This is a genomic window from Sulfitobacter sp. KMM 9851 (assembly GCF_057178245.1).
The window spans coordinates 1,513,138-1,529,982 of the sequence record NZ_CM169991.1 but is presented as its reverse complement, the minus strand read 5'-3'; the positions used below and the strand labels follow the sequence as shown (position 1 = coordinate 1,529,982).

Here is a 16,845-nt window from a genome sequence, read left to right as displayed (position 1 = left end):
TTAGACCAACGCACGCAGCAGGCGCTTGCGGCTGTCGGGGATCGCCCCGATCTCAAGTCCGGTAAAGACATGCAGCGTGTTCATCTGGTGATCGACCACGGCGTGATCACTGACCCAGCCACCCATCATCAGGTAACTGCGCAGCAAGGGCGGCATCCGCAGCATCGCTTTTTTCATATCCGGCTTGCGCCGCAGCCGTGCCGCGTAGCGAAACACATCCGGCGCCTTGACCCGTGGCAGCCAGCGTTTTGGCGCCAGGTGGCGCGCCTTGAGCACAGCAAAGGCATCCAGATATTCGTCCGTGTTGACCCCTGCAAAGGAAGAGCAGCCAAACAGCATCTGAACGTCACGCGCGTCGACAAAGGCTGTCAGCGCAGCCCAGGCCACACGCAGGATATCAGGGTCATGCCAATCAGGATGCACGCAGAATCGCCCCAGTTCCATCATCAGCCCTTCGTAGCTGTGCAACGGGCTAAGTTCGTAGAACTGCGCGGCATAACTCTGGGGCAGGTCAGCGCCGTGCAGCGCCATCAGGCGAAAACAGCACACCAAAGTACCGCTGGTGCGGTCTTCGATCACGAAATGTCGCGCGCGTCCGTCGAAATCGTCGATATCATGCGGCTTTGACAGCTTGAAACACAGGGCGCGCAGCGCCTGTGCCGCCGCAACATCAGCACCGCTGATCGCTTCGCGCGCACAAAATCTACCTTGTGTAGGGGCATCCATAAGGCCATCCACATCATCCACCACGGTTCATGCAACCATGGTCGATGTCATGTAACCACATGATGTAAAATAACGAAGTAAAAACCTATCCGCCAAGGCCCGCAGGGCTGAACCGACCAAGGTTGCCCAGCAATTGACGCAAGAAGGTCTTGTCCGACACCGGCGAGGACGTCACGCGGCGCGACAGTGTAACCATCTGGCCGCGCTCCAGGCCAAAGCGTTCGACGTTCTGCACGACACCGGCGTCGGAAAAGCTGATGGCAACCACTTCGCGGTCGATTTCGCGCGGCGCCATAAAGCCTACGGCCCGTTGCCGCATCCGCACATAGTAGTAGCCTCCGTCGCCCAACACGCCCGACGAGGCAGGCACGCCGATCTTTTCAGCAACAGTTTCCTTGGTATCACTGCCCACGACAATCTGTTGCAACTGGTCTTCGGGTGGGACATAGCCATGGTTTTCGTACTGCGGCGTACAGGCCCCGATGAACAGGAAAGCGCCCAGTCCGACGGCGCAAAGCACCCCTGTGCTGGATCGTTTGATGTTGCGCATTTGGTCTGCCCTCTTGCCCTGACGGATTATGGCTTTTATTCCGCATACACCAAGGGACCCCTTGGGTTCAAGAAACGAAAGTATCAGACCCATGTCTCGCACACCACCATCACCAACTGCCATTTCTGTTGCCGAACTGGCCCAGAACGACGAAAATAGCTTTTCCCTGCGCCCTGACGCCGCAGAAATGGCACGGATCGCCATAGAATTGGACGTGTCCGCATTGCGCAAGCTCAGCTTTAGCGGTCGCATCCTGCCAGTCGGCAATCAGGACTGGCGTCTCGAAGGGCGGCTGGGGGCAACTGTCGTCCAGCCCTGCGTTGTCACGCTGGACCCTGTTACCACCCGCGTTGATGTCGACATTCTGCGCCAGTTCATCCGCAATTACGACCTGCCCACAGAACCCGAGGTAGAGATGCCTCAGGATGATACCAGCGAACCGCTGGGCCAGTGGATCGACCCTGCCCGCGTCATGGTCGAAGCTTTGGCGTTGGAAGTTCCCGATTACCCGCGCAAGGACGAAGCCGCCGTGGGGCAGATCGTTTACACGGAACCCGGCAAGGCGCCGATGACCGATGATGATGCCCGCCCCTTTGCCGGATTGGCCGGGCTGCGTGACGGGTTGACGCAGGGCGGCGATGACGACAAGAACGAATAGCGCCTGTTGCAGGCAAATACCTGCTTGCATCGGCGCGCGTTCGCAGTATTTTGCGCCCCTCACCCCAATTAAGGTTGGACATTGTGTGGCTCCGGGCCTAAACGCACGTCACGCCCAAACCGGGGTCCGAAATGAAACACGGTTGTTACTTGCCTATGCAGGTCTGCAACCCCGAAGGCAAAGGCACCAGACATGGCTGTCCAACAGAATAAAGTATCCAAATCGCGTCGCAACAACCGTCGCGCGCACAATTCGCTCACAGCAGCGAATCCGAACGAATGTTCCAACTGTGGTGAGCTGAAGCGCCCACACCACATCTGCGCTGCTTGCGGTCACTACGACGACACAGAAGTTGTTGCCCTGACCGAAGAAGTAGACCTGGAAGACGACGCGGCATAAGCTGACCGTCAACCACAGGCAGATGAGGCACTCGCACCGATGACGGCACAGACCGATCACACCAAAGCGAAGGCCAGACACACCCTTATCTCCGTCGATGCGATGGGGGGTGATCAGGGCCCGGCAATTGTAATTGCCGGGTGTGCCCTTTCCGCGCGCGCAAATCCTGACATCGGGTTTATCCTGCATGGTCCCCGTGACCAGCTTGATCCGCTTGTGGCCAAGCGCCGCGAGCTGTCCGGCCGCTGCGAGGTGCGCCACGCAACCGATGTCGTCACCATGGATGACAAACCCAGCCAAGTGGTACGCAATGGCAAGGACACGTCGATGTGGTCTGCCATCGAATGTGTGCGCACGGGCGAGGCCGCCGTGGCAGTATCCTGCGGCAACACTGGCGCGCTGATGGCCGTGTCGATGATTCGGCTGCGCAAACTGCCCGGTGTGAACCGCCCGGCCATTGCTGTGCTCTATCCATCATCCAATCCGCATGGCTTCAATGTGATGCTTGATGTCGGCGCCGACGTGCGCGCCGATGCCGACGACCTGCTGCGCTTTGCCTTGATGGGCACGTCCTATGCCCGCAACGGCATGGATCTGGCGCGCCCGCGCGTCGGCCTGCTGAACGTCGGCACCGAAGAGCACAAAGGCCGCAGCGAACTTAAAGAAGCCTATGATCTGATTCGCGCCCAAGGCGACGCCACCGGTTTCGAATTCGTCGGTTTTGTCGAAGGCGGCGATATTTCCGGCAACCGCGCAGATGTCATCGTGACCGACGGTTTCACCGGCAATGTCGCGATCAAAACCGGCGAAGGCACGGCAAGCCTGATCGGCAAGCGCCTGCGCGAAGCGTTCAAATATTCACCGTTGTCGCGCCTGGCCTCTGTGCTGGCCTATACGTCGTTGCGCCGGTTGAGCAAGAAAATCGACCCGCGTCGTGTGAACGGCGGTGTCTTTTTAGGGTTGAACGGCACCGTGGTAAAATCCCATGGTTCAGCCGATGCAATGGGTGTTTCGGCAGCAATAAAACTGGCCGCGCAACTGTCGCAGAACAAATTCAATGACAAGCTGGCAGCCCGCGTCGCCGCGACGCTGCCCGCCGAGGAGTCGACAGAATGAGCCTGCGCGCTGTTGTCACTGGCTGTGGCCATTACCTGCCATCCCGTGTTGTAGAAAACGCCGAGTTTGAAACAACGCTGGACACCAATGACGAATGGATCAAGTCGCGCTCTGGCATCGAGCGCCGCCATTTCGCCGCCGAAGGCGAGACGACATCGACCATGGCGGCCGCCGCTGCTCGTGGCGCACTTGCGGATGCCAACTGTGATATCAACGATGTGGACGCGATCATTGTTGCCACGTCCACGCCGGATCTGACCTTTCCGTCAGCCGCCACGATGGTGCAGGCCGAACTGGGCATGAACCACGGCTTTGCCTTTGATATCCAAGCGGTTTGTGCCGGTTTCGTCTATGCGCTTACCAACGCCAACGCGCTTATTGTGTCGGGTCAGGCCAAACGTGTGCTGGTGATCGGCGCCGAAACCTTCAGCCGCATCATGGACTGGACCGACCGATCGACATGCGTGTTGTTTGGCGACGGTGCCGGTGCGCTGCTGCTGGAAGCGCAGCAAGGTGCCGGTACGCCGCAAGACCGCGGCATTCTGGCCACGGACCTGAACTCAGACGGGCGCTACCGCGATCTGCTTTATGTCGATGGCGGTGTCAGCACAGGCACGACAGGCTATCTGCGCATGCAGGGCAATCAAGTATTCCGCCACGCGGTCGAAAAGCTCGCAGCGACCGCCAATACCGCGATGGAGCGTGCAGGCGTGACGGCGCAAGACGTCGATTGGATCGTGCCACATCAGGCCAATATCCGCATCATTCAAGGCACCGCGAAAAAGCTGCACCTGTCGATGGATCAGGTTGTTGTCACCGTGCAGGACCACGGCAACACCTCTGCGGCGTCGATCCCTCTGGCGATGTCGGTGGGTCGTCAGCGCGGCCAGATCAAGGATGGCGACCTGATTGTGACCGAGGCCATTGGCGGCGGCCTAGCCTGGGGTGCGGTGGTGCTGCGCTGGTAAGTGCCTGACCAAACGCGCAAAATTTCCGCCTAAAGCGACCGCCGCAAGCCATTGATATTGACTCCGAATTTCACAGCAGCCTATGCTGCCTCAAAACATGGGGGATAAGATGTCTAACAAGACCTTGACGCGTATGGACCTGAGCGAGGCCGTCTTTCGTGAAGTGGGCCTGTCGCGCAACGAAAGCGCCCTTCTGGTCGAAGCTGTGCTCGAACATATGTCTGACGCGCTGGTTGAGGGCGAACAAGTAAAAATTTCGTCCTTCGGCACCTTTTCAGTCCGCGACAAGACCGCCCGCGTCGGTCGCAACCCCAAGACCGGCGAAGAGGTCCCGATCAACCCACGCCGCGTGCTGACCTTCCGGCCCTCGCACCTGATGAAAGACCGGGTTGCGGACGGCAACAAGTCGTAAAGCATGGCCAAGTCGCCAGACGCCTTTCGCACAATCTCCGAAGTCGCTGACTGGCTTGGAATCCAGGCGCATGTGCTGCGTTTCTGGGAAAGCAAGTTCACCCAAGTCAAACCGATCAAGCGCGCCGGGGGCCGCCGCTATTACCGGCCCGCCGATATGCTGCTGCTGGGTGGCATCAAGAAATTGCTGCATGATGACGGTCTGACCATTAAAGGCGTGCAGAAAATCCTTCGCGAAGAAGGCATGAACCATGTGTCCGACCTGTCCGCATCGCTGGACGAGCTGACCCTGTCGGAACTGGGCGACCCCGCTGCCGCGCAGGCGCAGCCAAAACCAGTCGTGCCTAAGCCCGAAACCGGCGTCGTGCTAACCTTTGACACGCCCACCGCCACCGCCACCGCCCCGGAACCGGAACACCCCGCCGAACCGCCGCGCACATCGGTCACGATTGATTTTGTCTCAGATGACACTGCGGATGCGCCGCAGGCGCCACAGATCGACGAACCATTGGTTGCCGCACCGCCGCAGCCCCCGCAGGACACAACGCCAACTGCCAGCCCAGACCCGCTGGGTGCGGATAGCACCGAAGATGCACCGCGCCTTGCCACTCCTGCACCCGATGACGTGGCAGCAGATCACGCCGCAACAGACGACGTGGCAGCAGACGACGTGGCAGCAGACGACGCTGCAACAGACGACGGGGCAGCACATGACGGGGCTGAACCGCGCGTGGACGCCGCACAGTCATCGCCTGAACCCGCGCCACAGCCCGATACCCCCAAGACACAGGATGCGGCCCCGGCTCCGAAAGAAGACCTGCCCGCCTTTCTGCGCCAACCGCTGACAGAAACACCGCCTGAACCCGCTGGGCACCCCACCGACAATACCCCGCCCGACGCCGATCCCGTTGCACCTCCGGATGCGCCCGCGCCGACCGAGGATGATACCAACGACACCTCAGACCCTGAACCGCAGCCTGCGGAAACGCACGAGCCGGCCCCCGTCGCCGCAGAGCCAGCCCGGCCCAGGCCGCGCATCCTCGATCTGCCGCCGCTCGCAGCCGAATCCGATTTTGCCGTCAGCCCGGCCGCGCTCAGCGCCGCCTGGAATGTGCGCAGCCTGCCCGCGGAGAACATCCCGCAGATCGCCACACTGCTGAAACAACTCACTGCCCTGCGCGATCAAATGTCTGCGCGCCGGAACAGCCCTGCAGCCAAATCCTAAAGCCATGCCCGGAACGGCAATTCCCTCTTGCACGCCCGCCAAGATCGGGTATGTACCAGCCGTAGTCGGGCTATGGCGCAGCCTGGTAGCGCGTCCGTCTGGGGGACGGAAGGTCGCAGGTTCGAGTCCTGCTAGCCCGACCAACCGACTAACACAAAACGCCCGCGCCAGTTTGGTGCGGGCGTTTGTCATTGCGAAAGGCCAGATGTCATGCACAACGCGATGAACGGCGTTCTCCCCAACCAACAGATTTCTGCGATGATCGACAGCGGCGCAATCTCTGCCAGCCCGGCCGTGATCCCCGCACAGATCCAACCCGCCAGCCTTGATCTGCGCCTCGGCACAATCGCCTACCGTGTGCGGGCGTCGTTCCTGACGGGCCAAGGCGCCAAAGTCGCAGATCGCCTGGCCGAGTTCGAAATGCACCGGGTCGATCTGAACAACGGCGCCGTGCTGGAAAAGGGCTGCGTCTATGTTGTGCCGCTGATGGAAAGCCTGGCCCTGCCCGAGGGAGTAGCCGCCGTCGCAAATGCCAAAAGCTCGACCGGCAGGCTCGATCTACTGACCCGAACCATCACCGATGACGGCACCGAATTTGATCGCATCGTCGCAGGCTACACCGGCCCGCTCTACGCCGAAATCTGCCCGCGCTCATTCTCCGTGCTGGTGCGCCCGGGCATGCGGCTCAACCAGATCCGATTTGGCCAAGGCAACGCCACATTGAACGACGACGCGCTGCGCGCCCTGCACGATGACACCCCCCTGGTCGACGGCGCGGCTGTGATCGACGATGGGCTGGGCTTTTCCGTCGACCTGAAACTGCCCGGCAGCACGTTGGTCGGTTACCGCGCCAAACCCCATACCGGCGTTATTGATCTGGACAAGCTCAACCACTACGCCCCGGCGGATTTCTGGGAGGAAGTTCACAGCGACAACGGCCAGATCATCCTCGATCCCGGCGCATTCTATATTTTGGTCAGCCGCGAATCTGTGACGATCCCCCCGGCATATGCCGCCGAAATGGCACCCTATCTGGCGATGGTGGGAGAATTTCGCGTGCACTACGCGGGCTTTTTCGACCCCGGTTTTGGCTTTGCCGATGCCGGTGGTGCAGGCTCGCGCGGCGTGCTCGAGGTCCGCTGCCACGAAGCGCCTTTCGTGCTGGAACACGGTCAGGTCGTGGGCCGTCTGGTTTATGAAAAAATGGCCGAGGTGCCCAGCCAGCTTTACGGCACTGGCATTGCTTCAAATTATCAGGGCCAGGGGCTGAAGCTATCAAAACACTTCAAGATGGCCGCCCCTCCCTCTTTTTGGTCATAATATTCCTAGGGGTTTGGGGGCAAAGCCCCCATCGGGCACCTGCGCCCTCGTCAGAACTTTGACATCCGCCGCAAGACCTTCATCGACTTGCCGGCATTTCCCGCATTCTGTCGCGCCTGCCGCTTGGCCTGGCGTTCCTCACGGGTCATCTGCGGCTGCACCGGATTGCCGTAATCGTCAATCTCGCCCTGCGGTGCCTGTTTGCCGCGCGACTTGCCCAGCTTGCCCGCCTGGTCAAACCCCGCCCTAACGCCGCGATTGACCACTTGCCGCATCACCTGGCGGATAATCATGTTGATAATCTGGTTCATGGGTCTGCCTCTTATGCTCGACTGCTGCTACATATATAGTGTTCATTGCGGCAATTTTCAGGTCCGATTACATCGGCCTGCATCAATCTTCAAAAAGTTCGCTCTGCCCCTCGGTGGCCTCTTCCTCGTGCTCGCCATCGCCAAGCGCGGGCAATAGACCCGCAGGGGGCCGGTTTTCCAGCAATCCCGCCGACCGCAACTCCTTAAGCCCCGGCAAGTCACGTGCGCTTTCCAGACCAAAGTGATCGAGGAACCCCTGCGTCACAACAAATGTCACTGGTCGACCCGGTGTCATCTTGCGTCGGCCAAAGCGTATCCACTCCATCTCCAACAACTGATCCACCGTGCCGCGCGACACCGAAACGCCCCGGATTTCTTCGATTTCTGCGCGCGTCACCGGCTGATGATAGGCAATGATCGCAAGCGTTTCGATGGCAGCCCGGCTCAGCTTGCGGGTTTCCACCGTCTCCTTCTGCATCAGAAACCCCAGGTCGGGTGCCGTGCGCAGGGCATAGGCATCGCCGATTTTCATGACCTGTACACCGCGCCCTTCGTAGCGTTTGCGCAGATGGACCATCGCCTCGCCCGCGTCACAGCCATGCGGCATCCGGGCTTCCAGTTCGCGCAGCGACACCGGTTCTGACGCGGCAAAAAGAACGGCTTCGATCATGCGCTCCTGTTCCGCCATCACCGGCGCCTCGAACAGGCTTTCTTCTTTTTCTTCAATATCTTCGGACAAGAGGCTCAATCCTTCTTTCGCAACTGGATCGGGGCAAATAGTTCCGATTGCCTGATCTCTAAGTGGCCTTCCTTGACCAGTTCTAGCGACGCGGCAAAGGTTGCCGCCGTCGCAGATCGCCGCCTGACCGGATCAGTCTCCCAGCCTTCGGGTAGAAAGCTCATCAGATCGCCCCAGTCACCGGCAAAACCGATCAGGCCCCGCATCCGCTCCAGCGCCTGCTCCATCGTATAGACAGAATCGCGGTCCATTACGAAGGGACGGAAATCGTCGCGGGTGCGGATACGCGCATAGCCCTGCATCAGGTCCAGCAGCGTGGCGGTATAGGTCACCCGCTTGATCCGCGTGACTTCGTGTGTCTGACCACGCGCAAAGAAATCGCGCCCCAACTGATCCCGCGCCATCAGCCGCGCGGCGGCATCGCGCATCGCTTGCAGGCGTTCCAGCTGAAACGCCAGATGTGCTGCCAGTTCCTCGCCCGAGGGGCCTTCTTCGCTTGGGTCTGGGGGCAACAGCAGACGCGATTTCAAGAACGCCAGCCAAGCGGCCATGACAAGATAATCCGCCGCAAGTTCCAGCCGCAGCGCCTTGGCCTTTTCCACAAAGGCAAGATATTGTCGCGCCAGTTGCAGCACCGATATCTTGCGCAGATCAACCTTTTGAGTCCGGCTGAGTGTCAGCAGCAGGTCCAGCGGCCCTTCAAAGCCGTCCACGTCGATGATCAACGCCTCTGCGGCCAGCCGTTCGGCGACCGAGCTTTGATCCTCTTCGAATGTGGTGTCAGCCATGTGCATCCCCGCCCAGAAGCGCCCCAAGCTGGGCCTCCAAGGCGGCAATGTCAACATCTTCGGGTGCTCTGCGCGCTGCCAGGGCGCGGTGTGCGCGGGTCTGGGCCGCCGGGGTCATCTCGCCCGCGGCCTCGGCCACCTTGGCACGGTCGTGCAGCGGCGCATTGCAATACAGCACGGCGTCACAGCCTGCCGCAATCGCCGCACGCGCACTGTCGGCAGGGGCGTGTGGCAGGGCCTTCATCGAAATGTCATCGGTCATAATCAGGTTGTCAAAACCGATCTCCTCGCGGATTACGCGCATCACCGTGGGGGACAGGGTCGCGGGGCAATTGTCCAGCGCGTCATAAACGAGATGTGCTGTCATCGCCATTGGCAGATCATTCAGCTGTTTAAAGGGCGCAAAATCCACGGCTTCGAGGTCTGTGCGCGGTGCCGCGACCCTTGGCAGGTCATGGTGGCTGTCCAGCGTGGCGCGGCCGTGGCCGGGCAGATGTTTCATCACCGGCAGCACGCCGCCCGCCAGCAGCCCATCGGCCACCGCGCGGCCAATGACGGCCACCTGACCGGCATCTCCACCGTAACAACGGTTGCGCAGAAAGGCATGGGTTTCGGGCAGCGCCACGTCCAGCAAGGGCGCACAGTTGCTGTCGATGCCCACCGCTGCCAGTTCGTCCGCAATCAACCGGTACATTGCATAGGCCGCCTGCGGCGCACGGTCCCCCGCCTTCTGCACCAGATCCAGCGGCGGCAACCAGTCACGCCATGCCGGTCGGCGCATCCGTTGCACGCGCCCGCCTTCCTGATCAATGGTAATCACCGCCTCATGGCCCGCCGCCTCGCGCATGTCGTGGCATAGCGCGCGCAGCTGGTCCGGCGTGTCGATGTTGCGCGCAAAGAGGATAAAGCCAAAGGGCCGAACATCCCGGAAGAACGCCTTTTCATCCGCGCTCAGCCGGTGCCCTGTCGCATCAAGGACCGTGGCCCCAAAGGGCGGCATCAGCGTGTCACCACCGGAATACAATCCGCGTTTTCCGCGACAAGCGCCGAACAGAAGCGCCGCGCATCGGCGATGTCTTCAAATCCCATGGCCCGCAGCCGGTAGAATACGCGACCACCGCTGGTGGCTTTTTGCACGATGCGGTCCTTGTCTTGCAGGTACGCGCCAAAGCGGCCCTGAAGACGTGTCCACTGTTCACGCGCCACCTCGGGGCTGTCAAAGGCGCCCAGCTGAGCCAGACGTGTCCCAACGGGCAGGCTGTCGGCGTCAATTTCCTTGGTGCTGCTGTCTGCGGTCTCAACCATCATCGACGCCTTTACCACGGCGGGCGCGTTGGCGGGGCGGTTGCGGGGGCGCAGCGAGTGGCGAATACCGGGGGCGTCCAGAACGGCCGCAACAACCAGCGGCTCTGCGGCCTCGGCTTCTTCGATCAAGACTTCGGATACGGCCTGTTCAACGGCGTCCTCCACGGTGACTTCCTCCATCGGTGCCACCCCATCGGTCAACTGCGCAACCAGATCGTCAACATTGCCAGACTTGATCGCAGCGGCCGCGTCGATGGGCGCAGGTGTCGTGATCTGTTGTGGCGTCTGGGCCACCATCGACGCCTGAATGGGTTGATCCTCGTCCAGCAGATCAATCGGACGCGGCGCCAGACGCAACTGATCGGCGGGCTGGCCTGCGGATCCTTCGGCAGCGACCACATTGACCGACAATCCCTGATGCTGAGCCAATTCACCGCCCGGCTCTTCGGGGCGCACCCGCATGTCACCTTGAATGGCACGCACCACCGGGATGCCCGTAACGTCGCGCACCAGCAGTTTATAGCCCCAGACGCCAATGCCCGCCACCAGCACCAGCGACACCACTGCGCCCGCGACATTTGTCAGCGTTGTCAATCTATTGGAAGAAGCCGCGCCGATCTCTCCGGCGTGTGAATCGGGGTCATACGCCCCCATCATCGGGGACGAGGTGAAATCTGCCATTTATGCCTCACTGCCCGGCACGGTACATCGCCATGCGGGTCTGGTCTTGGGGTTAGCCTGTATCGGCGCGCTGGTGCGTTTACCGCATCTCCTGCGCCGGAGTGACCCCAAGAATACCAAGACCTGCCGCAATTACAATCGCCACGGCACGCGACAGGGCGATTTTCGCCTGACTGGTGGCCGGATCGTCCTCCTGCACCGCGCGCAGCCCGTCTTCGGACCGGCCAAGGTGGTAGAGACTGTGAAAATCCGACGCCAGTTCATAAAGATAGAAGGCCACACGGTGCGGCTCATTGCTGCGCGCAGCGGTTTCCACCAAACGCGGCCATTCCGCCAGCTTGCGCAGCAGCCCGATTTCGGCGTCATGATCCAACATGCTCAGATCAGCGTCCCGCAGCGTGGCATCATCCACCGCAATCCCGGCTTCTGCCGCCTTGCGCAGCACCGACGCCACACGCGCATGGGCATATTGCACGTAGAACACCGGGTTTTCGCGGCTCTGCTCCATCACCTTGTCAAAGTCGAAATCCAGCATCGCATCGTTTTTGCGCGTCAGCATGACAAAGCGGGTTACATCGGGGCCCACCTGTTCGACCACATCGCGCAGGGTGACAAACGTCCCTGCCCGCTTGGACATCTTGAAAGGCTCGCCATTTTTGTACAGCTTCACCAGTTGCGTCAGCTTGATATCGAGCGGCACATGCCCGTCGCTCAGCGCCGAAACCGCCGCCTTCATACGTTTGACATAACCACCGTGGTCGGCGCCAAAAACATCAATCAGCATGTCAAAGTCGCGCTGCACCTTATCATAGTGATAGGCGATGTCGGGCGCGAAATAGGTCCAGGAGCCGTCCGACTTCTTGACCGGACGGTCCACGTCGTCGCCGTGTTGCGTGGACTTAAAGAGCGTCTGCTCGCGCGGCTCCCAATCTTCGGGCTTCTTGCCCTTTGGCGGCTCTAATACACCCTCATAGATCAGCCCCTTGGCTTCGAGAGAGGCAATGGCGGCCTCAATCTGTCCGGTGCCGTAAAGCGACTTTTCACTGTAGAACACATCCATTTCCACACCCAGCGAGGCCAGATCATCACGGATCAGGTTCATCATCGCATCGGTGGCAAAGTCGCGGATATCGTCCAGCCATTCGCTTTCGGGTTGGCCAACCAGAGCATCGCCGTGCATTTTCGCCAGTGCCTGACCCAGCGGGACCAGATAATCACCGGGATATGTCCCATCGGGAAAGGCGACCTCTTGGCCGTTTGCCTCAAGATACCGCAGATAGACGGAGCGCGCCAACACATCGACCTGCGCGCCGCCGTCGTTGATGTAATATTCACGCGTCACGTCATAGCCCGCAAAATCCAGCAGGCTGGCAAGCGCATCACCAAAAACTGCGCCACGGGTATGGCCCACATGCAGCGGCCCGGTCGGGTTGGCCGAGACATATTCCACGTTCACACGCTGGCCGGTGCCCAGCAAGGCGCGGCCAAAATCTGTCCCCTGCGCCAGCACCTGACCCGCAACCGACTGCCAGACCGACGGCGCCAACCGCAAGTTCAAGAACCCCGGCCCCGCCACATCGGCAAAGATGATGCGCGGATCGGCCAGCAATTGCGCTGCCAATGCCTCGGCAATGTCGCGTGGTTTCATGCCTGCGGGCTTTGCCAGTACCATCGCCGCGTTTGTCGCCATGTCGCCGTGGGAGGCATCGCGCGGCGGCTCGGCTGTGATCGCGTCAAAATTCAGGGTTGGAGGCAGTGCTTCCTGTGCCACCATTCTTTCCAGCGTGGCGACGATCAGGTTGCGAATTTCAGCAAATAAGTTCATTTCGGGTATCCTTGTTCCCCGCTCATGTATCACTTGGGAAGGTGCAGTCAATCAGCCGGGTCGGCACAGCCCGATCTAGCCCAGATCAATGCGCCCGCTTTGCACCGAACGCCCCGCGTCAGACCCAAGATAGAGCACGGTTTTCATGGCCATCTCGGCCTGGCCCTGCGGCACAGTGACCACATGTACCCGCACCGACCAGGCGGCCAGTTCACGGCCCAATGCAGCGCATGCATGATCCACAGCCCCGAGCATGCCCTGCGCCGTTAGCGACAGGGCCTCGCGTGGGCGTTCGACCACGGTCACGATGGCGCCTTTACCGGCCACCACGCCACGGCCCATCGCCTGTACCAGGGCCGACAGCCCGCGCATCTGCGCCGTGATCTCGACCCGCGGATCAAGCGGCAGCAGGTTCAGCACCAGGTCCGTCGGCACCGCCCCCCAACTGTCTTTCAATTGCCGCAGGTTTTCCAACTGATCACCGCTCATCACCAGCGTCTCAATCTTGACCGGGTGCAGCCCCGCGATTTCACTCAGCGCCACGGGGTTGCCATCTATCGCCACGATACGCGCCCCCTGCTGGGCCGCCTCATGAGCCACGGCAGGCCCCGGTCCACGGCTGGCCGCGAAAATGGCAATGGTCGTCTCTTGAAGGATGGGCATCTGTATCATGAGTATTGCACCGGCTTGTTCGCCATCCGCGATAGCACTTTTGTCGCCCTAGCGAAAGTCGCGCAGATCGCTGCCAAAGAGCCGCGCATGTTCTTGCAGGGCAAAGCGGTCGGTCATGCCGGCGATGTAATCTGACACCATCCGTGCCAGCGTGGTCTCGTCCTGCGCGGCGGCGGCAATGGCATCGGCCCAATGACGCGGCAGCAGGTCGGGCTGCGACAGGAACAGCGGAAACAGGTCCTCGACAACCTTTGTCACCTTGGCGCGGTTTTCCATCACCGATGGTGCGCGGTACATGCGGGTAAAGAGGAACGTGCGGATCGCGCGCAGATCATTGAAAACGGTGTCAGAAAACCGGATAACCGGATAACCCAGATGCCGTATCTCCGCCGCCGAGTGCGCCCCCGACGCCGCCAGTATTCCGCGCGAGGTTTCGATCACATCGGCGACCATTACCCCGAACACGCGGCGCAACGCCTCGTGCCTGCGTCGATAGCTGTTGGTATCGGGATAAAGCCGGTCCACCTCATGATAGGCCGCACCCACCATTGGCAGCTCGGCAATCTCGGCTTCGGTGAACAGCCCGGCGCGCAGACCGTCGTGCAGATCATGGTTGTTATAGGCAATATCGTCCGACAGTGCTGCCACCTGCGCCTCCGCACTGGCATGGGTGTGCAGTTCAAGATCATGGCGCAGGTTATAATTCGCCAAGGCATGAGGCAGATCGCCCTTTACCGGGCCATTATGCTTGGCAATGCCCTCCAGCGTGTCCCAGGTCAGGTTCAGCCCGTCAAATTCTGCATAGTGCCGTTCCAGATCGGTGACGATCTTGATCGCCTGCGCGTTGTGGTCAAAGCCGCCATAGGGCGCCATCAACGCATGTAATGCGTCTTCTCCGGTGTGGCCAAAGGGCGTGTGTCCCAGATCATGCGCCAGCGCCACTGCCTCGGTCAGCTCACCGTTCAACCCCAGCGCCCCCGCAATGGTACGCGCAACCTGCGCCACCTCGATGGAATGGGTCAGACGGGTGCGAAAATAATCGCCCTCATGCTCCACAAAGACCTGCGTCTTGTGCTTGAGCCGCCGAAAGGCGGAGGCGTGAATAATCCTGTCCCGGTCCCGCTGATAGCAGGATCGAAACGTGCTTTCCTCCTCCGGCACCAACCGTCCCCTGGCTGTGGCCGGATCAGAGGCAAAAGATGCGCGCATTGCGGCTGGTCCTTGTGGCCTGTCCTTACGCTTTCTATATGATAGACTAGACCAGATGGAAACCGATGCATCGGAGCCCGCGAATGAACTTGCCACCAAAAGTAACCCCCCGCGCCTTTGAGCGGCTCGCCGAGATCGGCGCCGCCGATAATGGCAAAGCCCTGCGCGTCGCCGTCGAAGGCGGCGGATGTTCAGGCTTTCAATACGATATCGCGCTGGATGAACCCGCCGACGATGACCTGATCCTCGAAGGGTCGGGGCAAAAGGTCGTGGTTGATGCGGTGTCGCTGCCCTTCCTCGCCAATGCTGTCATCGATTTTTCCGAAGAGCTGATCGGCGCGCGCTTTACCATCGAAAACCCCAACGCCACGGCGGCCTGCGGCTGTGGCACATCCTTTTCGATGTGATCCTGTCTTTTCGATGTGATCCTGCGCACTTTGCCAGATAAACGTCCCGTTGGAGGCGCGTCACACCCAAAGGGTGTGACGTGTATTGAAATCTGTTGCGCCGCAAGGGGCCGCTAGACCGCTTCGGCGCGCGCGAACCCCTCAAAGAAGCTGTCAAATCGCGTGGTTGAGCCTTCAGCTTCAACCAGCACCGCATGCGCTTCGGCGCCAAGATAGCTCATGACATGCGGACGCATCCGGCCCCAATCCCCGCTGCGGCGCGGGCCCATGTCGCAGATACAGGCAGCCATCGGACGCAGCGCAGAATCGCGGGCGCCCTGCCCCAGCCGACCAAAACGCAGCGCACCGCCCGGCACCGGTGCTTGCAATCCACCGCGCTGCGCAATCTGCGCGGACCAACCGGTCAGCAACCACTCGTGATAACCGTCATTCAAATCGGCGCCCGCGTCGTCGCGCAGCACAAAGGCGCCATGCGCCGCCGCGACCGCCGCCTCCCATACCGGGCTTGGCACCTGCCCGGCAAAGCGCAGCGCGGCACAGACCTCGGCCAGCAGATCCATGTTGCGGTCAAGAAAGGCCAACAACCCGGCATATTCCAGGCTCACCGATACGGCGGCGTCTAACTCTGGCGTGATGCGCCCGTAATCTGAAAGATAGAAAACAATGTGCGTTAGCTCGTAGGCCGCTTTCTTGTTGGGCGTGGCAAATGTCTCGCTGCGGGTGATGAAACGGCGCAGCCGCGCGCCAAGCGCGCCATGGCCGACGGGCATCGCCTGGCCGCGCCGGGTCAACAGACGCCGCGCCTCTGCGCGTTGCAGATCAGACAGTTCCGCCTCTGCCAGCCCCGCCGACACCGTCTGCGCGCAAAGCGCCTCTGCACGGGTGCCGGGCATACCCAGCGCCTCAAGATCCAGCCCGATGGAGAGAATAAAGCGGTAATACTGTGGAAAATCGCGCAAGCTGCGTTCAATTTGAGTGTAATAGTCGTGCCATGGGGCCAGCGCACCCAGCGGCACGTCGGTGCCACCGCTGGCGAGAGCCCCCAGCAACTCGGCATTTTCCTTTAGCCAAAAAACGTCTTGTCGCGCGCGGCGCTGGCAGGCAAATCCGTCGATCAGCGCCGCGAGGCGGTGGTCGTCGGGCTGATGTGCTGGCGGTCTTAGTGCAACGACATTGGTCATTCTCAACTCCATCCTTTGGGGCAGACAGCGGCATGCACCACCGCTGTCCGACAGATTGTCTCAGCAGCTGGTGGTGAACAGCGCGACCCCGTCGCCCACGCCCATCAACCGGCCCGCCTCCTGGCACGAGGTCGTAAAGAGCTGGACGGCGTCGCCGTCTGACAGGCAACTTGTGGTGAACAACGCGGTCCCGTCGCCCATCATCAAATCAGACCCGCAGGGCGCAGAACCGGAGGTGAACAGGTCAGTGCCGTCCCCCATCAACATAGTGTCGTCAAAGCGAGACTGTGCGCGGCTCAGGGGGGGCTGGGAATATGCAACGGCTGTCATTGTTACGTCCTTTCTGAAGGTGGA

20 protein-coding genes and 1 tRNA gene are annotated in these 16,845 nt (G+C 61.1%); 9 read left to right on the top strand and 12 right to left on the bottom strand.

Features of this window, described 5'->3' with window-relative positions:
* Nucleotides 1–726 carry a GNAT family N-acetyltransferase gene (locus tag AC1965_RS07470; RefSeq protein ID WP_483886655.1) on the bottom strand — a complete coding sequence of 242 codons (726 nt, stop codon included), beginning with the start codon at nt 724–726 and terminating at the stop codon, nt 1–3.
* Nucleotides 727–811: 85 nt separating this feature from the next.
* Nucleotides 812–1,276, bottom strand: a complete 465-nt coding sequence (locus AC1965_RS07465; RefSeq protein ID WP_483886654.1) for an outer membrane protein assembly factor BamE — start codon at nt 1,274–1,276, stop codon at nt 812–814.
* Between the two features lie 91 nt (nt 1,277–1,367).
* Here AC1965_RS07465 and AC1965_RS07460 point away from each other — a divergent pair, with 91 nt between their 5' ends.
* From AC1965_RS07460 to AC1965_RS07425, 8 genes are all read left to right on the top strand, one after another.
* Complete coding sequence (locus AC1965_RS07460) at nt 1,368–1,934, top strand: YceD family protein (protein ID WP_483886653.1); 567 nt, start codon at nt 1,368–1,370, stop codon at nt 1,932–1,934.
* 192 nt (nt 1,935–2,126) lie between these two features.
* Nucleotides 2,127–2,333, top strand: a complete 207-nt coding sequence (gene rpmF, locus AC1965_RS07455; protein ID WP_483886652.1) for a 50S ribosomal protein L32 — start codon at nt 2,127–2,129, stop codon at nt 2,331–2,333.
* 39 nt (nt 2,334–2,372) lie between these two features.
* Nucleotides 2,373–3,449 (top strand): phosphate acyltransferase PlsX, encoded by a 1,077-nt coding sequence (gene plsX, locus AC1965_RS07450; protein ID WP_483886651.1) that lies wholly within the window; start codon nt 2,373–2,375, stop codon nt 3,447–3,449.
* Entirely contained in the window at nt 3,446–4,417 is a 972-nt protein-coding gene (locus AC1965_RS07445) for a beta-ketoacyl-ACP synthase III (protein WP_483886650.1), read from the top strand. Before plsX ends, AC1965_RS07445 begins: the two co-directional genes overlap by 4 nt.
* Nucleotides 4,418–4,526: 109 nt before the next feature.
* On the top strand, nt 4,527–4,829 hold the full coding sequence (gene ihfA, locus AC1965_RS07440; protein ID WP_483886649.1) for an integration host factor subunit alpha: 303 nt from the start codon (nt 4,527–4,529) through the stop codon (nt 4,827–4,829).
* Nucleotides 4,830–4,832: 3 nt separating this feature from the next.
* Nucleotides 4,833–6,053: a MerR family transcriptional regulator gene (locus AC1965_RS07435; RefSeq protein ID WP_483886648.1), complete on the top strand. Its 1,221-nt coding sequence runs from the start codon at nt 4,833–4,835 to the stop codon at nt 6,051–6,053.
* 66 nt (nt 6,054–6,119) lie between these two features.
* Nucleotides 6,120–6,196: transfer RNA gene (locus AC1965_RS07430), tRNA-Pro, on the top strand.
* A gap of 79 nt (nt 6,197–6,275) precedes the next feature.
* Nucleotides 6,276–7,373, top strand: a complete 1,098-nt coding sequence (locus AC1965_RS07425) for a 2'-deoxycytidine 5'-triphosphate deaminase (protein WP_483886647.1) — start codon at nt 6,276–6,278, stop codon at nt 7,371–7,373.
* Between the two features lie 50 nt (nt 7,374–7,423).
* Here AC1965_RS07425 and AC1965_RS07420 read toward each other — a convergent pair whose 3' ends face one another.
* From AC1965_RS07420 to AC1965_RS07385, 8 genes are all read right to left on the bottom strand, one after another.
* Nucleotides 7,424–7,684, bottom strand: a complete 261-nt coding sequence (locus AC1965_RS07420; RefSeq protein ID WP_483886646.1) for a hypothetical protein — start codon at nt 7,682–7,684, stop codon at nt 7,424–7,426.
* Nucleotides 7,685–7,766: 82 nt separating this feature from the next.
* Nucleotides 7,767–8,423, bottom strand: a complete 657-nt coding sequence (gene scpB / locus AC1965_RS07415) for an SMC-Scp complex subunit ScpB (protein WP_483886645.1) — start codon at nt 8,421–8,423, stop codon at nt 7,767–7,769.
* Between the two features lie 5 nt (nt 8,424–8,428).
* Nucleotides 8,429–9,211: a segregation and condensation protein A gene (locus tag AC1965_RS07410; RefSeq protein WP_483886644.1), complete on the bottom strand. Its 783-nt coding sequence runs from the start codon at nt 9,209–9,211 to the stop codon at nt 8,429–8,431.
* On the bottom strand, nt 9,204–10,211 hold the full coding sequence (gene nagZ / locus AC1965_RS07405) for a beta-N-acetylhexosaminidase (RefSeq protein ID WP_483886643.1): 1,008 nt from the start codon (nt 10,209–10,211) through the stop codon (nt 9,204–9,206). Before nagZ ends, AC1965_RS07410 begins: the two co-directional genes overlap by 8 nt.
* Nucleotides 10,211–11,197, bottom strand: a complete 987-nt coding sequence (locus AC1965_RS07400) for an SPOR domain-containing protein (RefSeq protein ID WP_483886642.1) — start codon at nt 11,195–11,197, stop codon at nt 10,211–10,213. Before AC1965_RS07400 ends, nagZ begins: the two co-directional genes overlap by 1 nt.
* 79 nt (nt 11,198–11,276) lie before the next feature.
* Nucleotides 11,277–12,971: an arginine--tRNA ligase gene (argS, locus tag AC1965_RS07395; protein ID WP_483887003.1), complete on the bottom strand. Its 1,695-nt coding sequence runs from the start codon at nt 12,969–12,971 to the stop codon at nt 11,277–11,279.
* A gap of 126 nt (nt 12,972–13,097) precedes the next feature.
* Nucleotides 13,098–13,685, bottom strand: coding sequence for a Rossmann-fold NAD(P)-binding domain-containing protein (locus AC1965_RS07390; RefSeq protein WP_483886641.1), 588 nt, complete (start codon nt 13,683–13,685; stop codon nt 13,098–13,100).
* Nucleotides 13,686–13,742: 57 nt separating this feature from the next.
* Nucleotides 13,743–14,903, bottom strand: a complete 1,161-nt coding sequence (locus AC1965_RS07385; RefSeq protein ID WP_483886640.1) for a deoxyguanosinetriphosphate triphosphohydrolase — start codon at nt 14,901–14,903, stop codon at nt 13,743–13,745.
* A gap of 83 nt (nt 14,904–14,986) precedes the next feature.
* Between AC1965_RS07385 and AC1965_RS07380 the strand changes: the two genes are divergently transcribed.
* Nucleotides 14,987–15,310: a HesB/IscA family protein gene (locus AC1965_RS07380; protein ID WP_483886639.1), complete on the top strand. Its 324-nt coding sequence runs from the start codon at nt 14,987–14,989 to the stop codon at nt 15,308–15,310.
* A gap of 113 nt (nt 15,311–15,423) precedes the next feature.
* Here AC1965_RS07380 and AC1965_RS07375 read toward each other — a convergent pair whose 3' ends face one another.
* The gene (locus AC1965_RS07375; protein WP_483886638.1) at nt 15,424–16,491 is read right to left on the bottom strand and encodes a DUF6902 family protein; all 1,068 of its coding nucleotides are present in this window, start codon (nt 16,489–16,491) and stop codon (nt 15,424–15,426) included.
* A 60-nt stretch (nt 16,492–16,551) separates the two neighbouring features.
* Nucleotides 16,552–16,821, bottom strand: a complete 270-nt coding sequence (locus AC1965_RS07370) for a hypothetical protein (protein ID WP_483886637.1) — start codon at nt 16,819–16,821, stop codon at nt 16,552–16,554.
* Nucleotides 16,822–16,845 lie beyond the last annotated feature (24 nt).